Genomic DNA, 5,331 nt, shown 5'->3' on the forward strand with positions numbered 1-5,331 from the left:
GTGTTGCAAGCAGCTTTATCAATAGCAGGTTGTAAGTATTCCATGTCTCCGTTGCATAATGCTACAACAACTTTTGCAATCATTTCAGGAGCTACAGGACAACCAGGAAGTGCGCAGTCAACTTTAACTAATTGACTGATTGGTGCGAATGATTCGTGTTTAGGTTGTGCTTGTTGACCTCCACGTGCAAAGGTTGTGAAACAACCGGTCATAGCACATGAACCGAATGCACAGATTAAACCTGATTTTTCTCTTGCCATTAAAAGTTCTTGTACACTGTGGTCATCTTGTAAACAGACTGATCCTTCAATTAAACATAAGTCCATTTCAGGCATTTCTTCAGCGAAAGTACCGTGAACCCATTTGTCCACTAAAGTTTGTCCGTATACAATATCAACCATATCAGTAAGTACTGTAGATAATATATCATAATTTTCAGTTAAAGACATTGCGTCTCCAGTACAACCACTTAAGTGTATGTAACCAATACGTGGTTTTGCAGAAGCAGCTTTAGGTTCTGCTGCAGGTTTGGTTTCTTCTACAGGAGCAGCAGCTTCAACTTTTTTTTCTGCTTTTGGTGCTTCTTCAGATCCGCCAAAAGCTTTTTTCAATTTATCAAACATTATTTTACCCCGATTTCTTTTAAAATAATATCTATAGTTTTTGGAATTGCCCTTTCAACAGGTTCTGTTAAACCCATATCAATATCCGGAGTTGGTATCTCGGCAGGTTTACATCCGACAATTACTACTTCACAATTACTTTGAGAGATTTCACGAAGTGGGTCTTCCACGGTCATTCCATGAGGATTATCATATTTTCCTTGTTGCATTACGCTTGGATCGAAAATATCCACAGTGCCAGGTTCCCCATCGAATTCAACAACATCAACAACTATGAGCTTTTTCCAGTTATAGTCAGTGTACAATGGGAAAAAGTTAGTTGGCGCTGCGGTTCCTCCATCAACAAACTGAACACCGTCAGGCAGTGTTTTACCTTCCACTTTTTCATTTATTTCTTTTAAAATCTCTTTATTAAATTCATTGTCTACAAAGTCAGTAATGGCAGGGTCATAATAGTCACTTTCATCATTCAATACTTTCTGTAAAATATTGATAACTATAGGACCGTATCCATCATCCTTAAATAAAACATTCCCGCATCCGATAACAATTATATCCGAATCATAAGGCATTAATAAATCCTCCAAATACTTAGATTCTCACCATTTCGTTTTTGAGAATGGATTTATCTTCATCATCAACTACCATTACATGAGTAGCACAGGATAAACATGGATCGTAAGCTCTGATTACATGTGGACCTAACTCATGGTGGAATCCTTCAGTTGCAGGACCCATAGTTGGAATGTTCCAAGTAGTTGGTACAATTGCTGAGTAGAATTGGGTTTTACCATCTTTGACTTGAGCCATATGTACGTCAGTTCCTCTAGGACCTTCTATGACACCAAATCCAAGTTCACCAGTTCCTCTCTTATCGTAAGACATGTTTGCAGGTGCTGCAGGATCAATAGCATCTAATGCTTCCATACAAGCGTCGTAATTTTTCAACATTTCTTGAGCACGAGCGAGATGTTGAGCAACTACACCTTTGTCTTTGAATCCGGCGAATTTTTCCATTCTTGCTCTTGGACCAGTTTCAACATTGACACCTTCCCATAATGGAATTACTGAACATGCTTTGGTTCCGATTTCAGGATCATCATACCATGCTTCAGGTAATACTTCTGAGAATTTGCCCATATCGAATTCGTTGGTACCGTAAGTTGCATCCATTGCCATTAATGGTTGATTAACTACACCTAAATCTTTAGGTAAACCAGCTTCTTGAACACAGTTTGCTATAAATTCAACGTGTGCTTCAAGTTTTGGTTTTAAAGCAGTCATTCTTTCTATTAATCTTTCTTTGGTGAATGGTGTAATGTTTCTTGCCATTCCTCCAACCCTGATATCGGATGGGTGGATACCTTCACCAGCAATCATATCTACAACATATTGAACATTTTTTCTTACTTCACTTACACTGTTAACTGCATCTACGAATTTGTCCTCTGGGACAACGTCAGGTGCAACTAAGAAGTGGTGAATTGCTGCACTGTTAATACCGTGTGCTGCTGCAACAGCTTTTCTTAACAATTTAGCTGCTTTAGGAATTTCAAGTCCTAATGCCATATCCATAGCTTCTGCAGATGCTAAAGTGTGTGGAATTGGACATACTCCACAGATTCTTTGACATAAAACAGGAGCGGTTTCAGGAGCTTTGTTAAGAACCATCTTTTCTAAACCCCTAACAGGAGTTATACTTAAATACATCCCTTTTGTAACTATCCCTTCATCGTCAACTTCCATGACAAGTTCGGCATGGCCCTCTTGACGAGTTGTAGGAGATATAACTACTCTATCTTTCAAATTTGTCACCTCAATTTTAAAACTTAGAAACTAACATTTATATTATTTGTTTGATATTACTTATATAGTAATAGTAAAAATGCAGATAGAAATATATATAAAAGATAAAGAACTTAATTATATTATTATCTTTAATAAAAATTATAGGAGGGATAATATTGGAAAAATCAAATATAATTATTTCAATAATTATTGTGTTATGTATTGCCGCAGCAGTTGCAGCATATGGAATAACCAATAGTAACAATCCAATTTTTTCAGATTTATCCAGTATGCCTGCTAAAACTGGAAATGGACTTGGAAACAATACTACCATGCACAATGGAAGTGGATCATCAGTAGCAACTACTGCAGGAAGCGCAAGCAGTTCAGATTCTGGTTCATCCGGCAGCGATAGTGGATCAGATTCAGGATCAGACTCATATAGTGGAGACGGAGGCAGTAGCAGTTATAGTGACAGTGGCAGCAGTGATTCTTCCTCAAGTAGTTCTTCATCAAGCTCAAGTTCAGGTACTTCATTATCCTACTCAGATGCAGAAAGTATTGCTTCAGGAGCTGTTTCAGAAGCTGGATGCTATGTTGGAGGCGGATACTATTCCGACGGATATTGGTACTTTACTGTCTATGATGAAAATGGTAATGCTGTTGACTCAATAAGTGTTAGCGATTCAAGCGGCGCTACTGGAAGAGGTTAATATTAACTTTAACCTTTCTTTATTTTTTTATTAAAATAGATAAATATATATAATAAAAAAAATAGATTAATTATTGTTGTATTTAAGGGCCCGTAGCCTAGCTGGATAGGGCGTCGGACTTCTAATCCGAAGACCCCGGGTTCAAATCCCGGCGGGTCCGCTCTTAACAATCTTTTTTTGAAAATACTTTTTTAAATTCAATAAAAATAATTTTGGGCTTGTAGCCTAGTCTGGAAGGGCGTAAGACTCCTAATCTTAAGATCGAGGGTTCAAATCCCTCCAAGTCCGTTTTTTAAAAACTGTCCAAAGTAACTGTTTTTGTTGATTTATTCTTTTGGACTGCATCATCAAAGAGAATCCTACCGTATTTTCCCCCGCCACCGGGAACTACATCAATTGTATTATTTCTAAATGATTCAATGACCCCAGACACATCCGAATCTATTTTTGCTATTTCATCCAATGAAACATTAATCAGTACATCAATTTCGGTTGAGAAAGCATCTATCAGTTTCTGCCATTTGGCCTGAACTGTCTTTGTAGTGACTCCCTTGTCAAGAACAGTTGAAATCAGTTCGGCAAGAGGCATCAAATGAACGTATTCCGGTCTGAAATCAGGATGTTTAGGTTCACTATAATCGGCAATCTCGGAAATCCTAAAGTCAACACCCTTTTTTATCCTTCCCCCGCATTCGCATTTCATCCCCTTTTTCTTAGCATCTTCAGGATTGATGAGTTTATAGCATTTGGTACATGCAGTCATGTGATACTTTCCAAGGTTCGGCACCAGACCATAATTTGCTTTAATTTTCCTATGTTTTATTGAATTTTTTATGGCAGAGTATGATAAATCTTCAAGCTCCAATGCATTAAATTCCCTACCCAATCTGTGGGGCCATGGGGAATGGGCATCGGAATTTGTCAGGAATGAGAAATCCTTCAGCTCGCCGACAGTATCTGCCATGAATGTGTCAGCGGACAAACCCAACTCAACAAAATCCGGCTTTTTCTCATAACAGTCATAGATACTGTCATATGACTTATACATTCCTGTCCATGGAGTAAAAGCATGTGCAGGACCAATCATACAGTCGTATTCCCTGACCATATCCAGCAGTTCAGCGCCGGTATAGGCTGTTCGAGGTCTGCCGTCAACATTTTTGTTTTTGGATGGCAATTTTTCAGACAGTTCACGGGCAATATCAATATCCGGAATAATGATCAGATGATGAATCCTGCCCCTGCCTTCAACTTCAGTCGTTAAGACGAAATCCATACCGTCACATGCATAAATACCGTCACCGGAATAAGTTGTGCTTTCTTCAATCATATCCAGCCAGCCTGGATGAAATGCATCGCCAGTGCCTAGAAGTTGTAATCCTTTCAATTTTGATTTTGAAGCCATATTCTTAATCAGCATGTCTTTTGATGATGCTGAGGAAAAACAGCTGTGGACATGAAAATCCGCATTCACTAACATGTTTAAGAATTATAATTCCATATTATATTAACTTATTCAATACGGATCAATATTATTAAGCTTTCACTATTTTAGAAATGAACTAGTTAAATCAATTATTAATTTAATTATAAAACAGGTCGACGATATTCGACATTGAATCAAAAAAAAAATTAATCCAATAGAAATAGACAAATTGCAAACAACAGGAATAGATAAATCCTCTCAAAAAAAGAGCATCTTTCAAGTTTTGAAATGCGGTTGCTTCACTTTTTCCATCTCCACTGGCAGCTGCATTTGCATCAACATACCTTGTAGCAGATGTTTCTTTTAGAATTTCACCATCATTTTCATTTTCTAAAACATTATTCTCATCGGATGCACCAAGCAATTGAGAACTTGAATTTTTATATTCGGCACCATAAATTTCATTATTTTTACCCGCAGCAACTGAGGCGGCATCACTTGCAAGTGCCACATCACCACCACCGGCAATATCCCTCTTTGAATCATCCATTGCATCGACATCATTTGTAACTGCAATAGTCTCTGCATCTGCAGATGAAACAATCCGTGTCAACGTTGTCATCCATGTCTGCTGCAGAAACCGCAGATACTGATATCAATACAGTCATTAAAAAAAGTAACATTAATATTTTTTTACTCATTATTTAACCACCATATACAAAAAATATTCAATATGAAAAATATTGACTACATTCCATAGTTTTATTAAAAGAGACTATAT

Annotated in this window: 7 protein-coding genes and 2 tRNA genes; 3 read left to right on the top strand and 6 right to left on the bottom strand. The window is 37.5% G+C overall.

Annotated features, from left to right (window positions below; genetic code table 11):
* The 3 genes from QZV68_RS09905 to frhA all read right to left on the bottom strand — a co-directional run.
* Window positions 1–623 (bottom strand): coenzyme F420 hydrogenase subunit gamma (locus QZV68_RS09905; protein WP_296880838.1); only part of this gene is annotated, 623 nt, incomplete at its 3' end.
* Window positions 623–1,195 (bottom strand): coenzyme F420-reducing hydrogenase, FrhD protein, encoded by a 573-nt coding sequence (frhD, locus tag QZV68_RS09910; RefSeq protein ID WP_296880839.1) that lies wholly within the window; start codon window positions 1,193–1,195, stop codon window positions 623–625. The genes frhD and QZV68_RS09905, both read right to left, overlap by 1 nt.
* 19 nt (window positions 1,196–1,214) lie before the next feature.
* The gene (gene frhA, locus QZV68_RS09915; protein WP_296880840.1) at window positions 1,215–2,429 is read right to left on the bottom strand and encodes a coenzyme F420 hydrogenase subunit alpha; all 1,215 of its coding nucleotides are present in this window, start codon (window positions 2,427–2,429) and stop codon (window positions 1,215–1,217) included.
* A gap of 158 nt (window positions 2,430–2,587) precedes the next feature.
* Here frhA and QZV68_RS09920 point away from each other — a divergent pair, with 158 nt between their 5' ends.
* From QZV68_RS09920 to QZV68_RS09930, 3 genes are all read left to right on the top strand, one after another.
* The gene (locus tag QZV68_RS09920) at window positions 2,588–3,124 is read left to right on the top strand and encodes an endoglucanase (RefSeq protein WP_296880841.1); all 537 of its coding nucleotides are present in this window, start codon (window positions 2,588–2,590) and stop codon (window positions 3,122–3,124) included.
* A gap of 86 nt (window positions 3,125–3,210) precedes the next feature.
* Window positions 3,211–3,284 (top strand) — tRNA-Arg (locus QZV68_RS09925).
* A gap of 54 nt (window positions 3,285–3,338) precedes the next feature.
* A tRNA-Arg gene (locus tag QZV68_RS09930) sits at window positions 3,339–3,412 on the top strand.
* Between the two features lie 4 nt (window positions 3,413–3,416).
* On the opposite strand, the gene QZV68_RS09935 is transcribed toward QZV68_RS09930, so the two are convergent.
* The 3 genes from QZV68_RS09935 to QZV68_RS09945 all read right to left on the bottom strand — a co-directional run bounded on the left by QZV68_RS09935 (window position 3,417) and on the right by QZV68_RS09945 (window position 5,251).
* Window positions 3,417–4,604: a TIGR00375 family protein gene (locus tag QZV68_RS09935; RefSeq protein ID WP_296880842.1), complete on the bottom strand. Its 1,188-nt coding sequence runs from the start codon at window positions 4,602–4,604 to the stop codon at window positions 3,417–3,419.
* A gap of 103 nt (window positions 4,605–4,707) precedes the next feature.
* Window positions 4,708–5,172, bottom strand: a complete 465-nt coding sequence (locus QZV68_RS09940; protein WP_296880843.1) for a hypothetical protein — start codon at window positions 5,170–5,172, stop codon at window positions 4,708–4,710.
* Window positions 5,111–5,251 (bottom strand): hypothetical protein, encoded by a 141-nt coding sequence (locus QZV68_RS09945; RefSeq protein WP_296880844.1) that lies wholly within the window; start codon window positions 5,249–5,251, stop codon window positions 5,111–5,113. Before QZV68_RS09945 ends, QZV68_RS09940 begins: the two co-directional genes overlap by 62 nt.
* Between the last annotated feature and the right edge of the window lie 80 nt (window positions 5,252–5,331).

It is taken from the genome of uncultured Methanobrevibacter sp. (assembly GCF_902801725.1).
Taxonomy (GTDB): domain Archaea; phylum Methanobacteriota; class Methanobacteria; order Methanobacteriales; family Methanobacteriaceae; genus Methanocatella.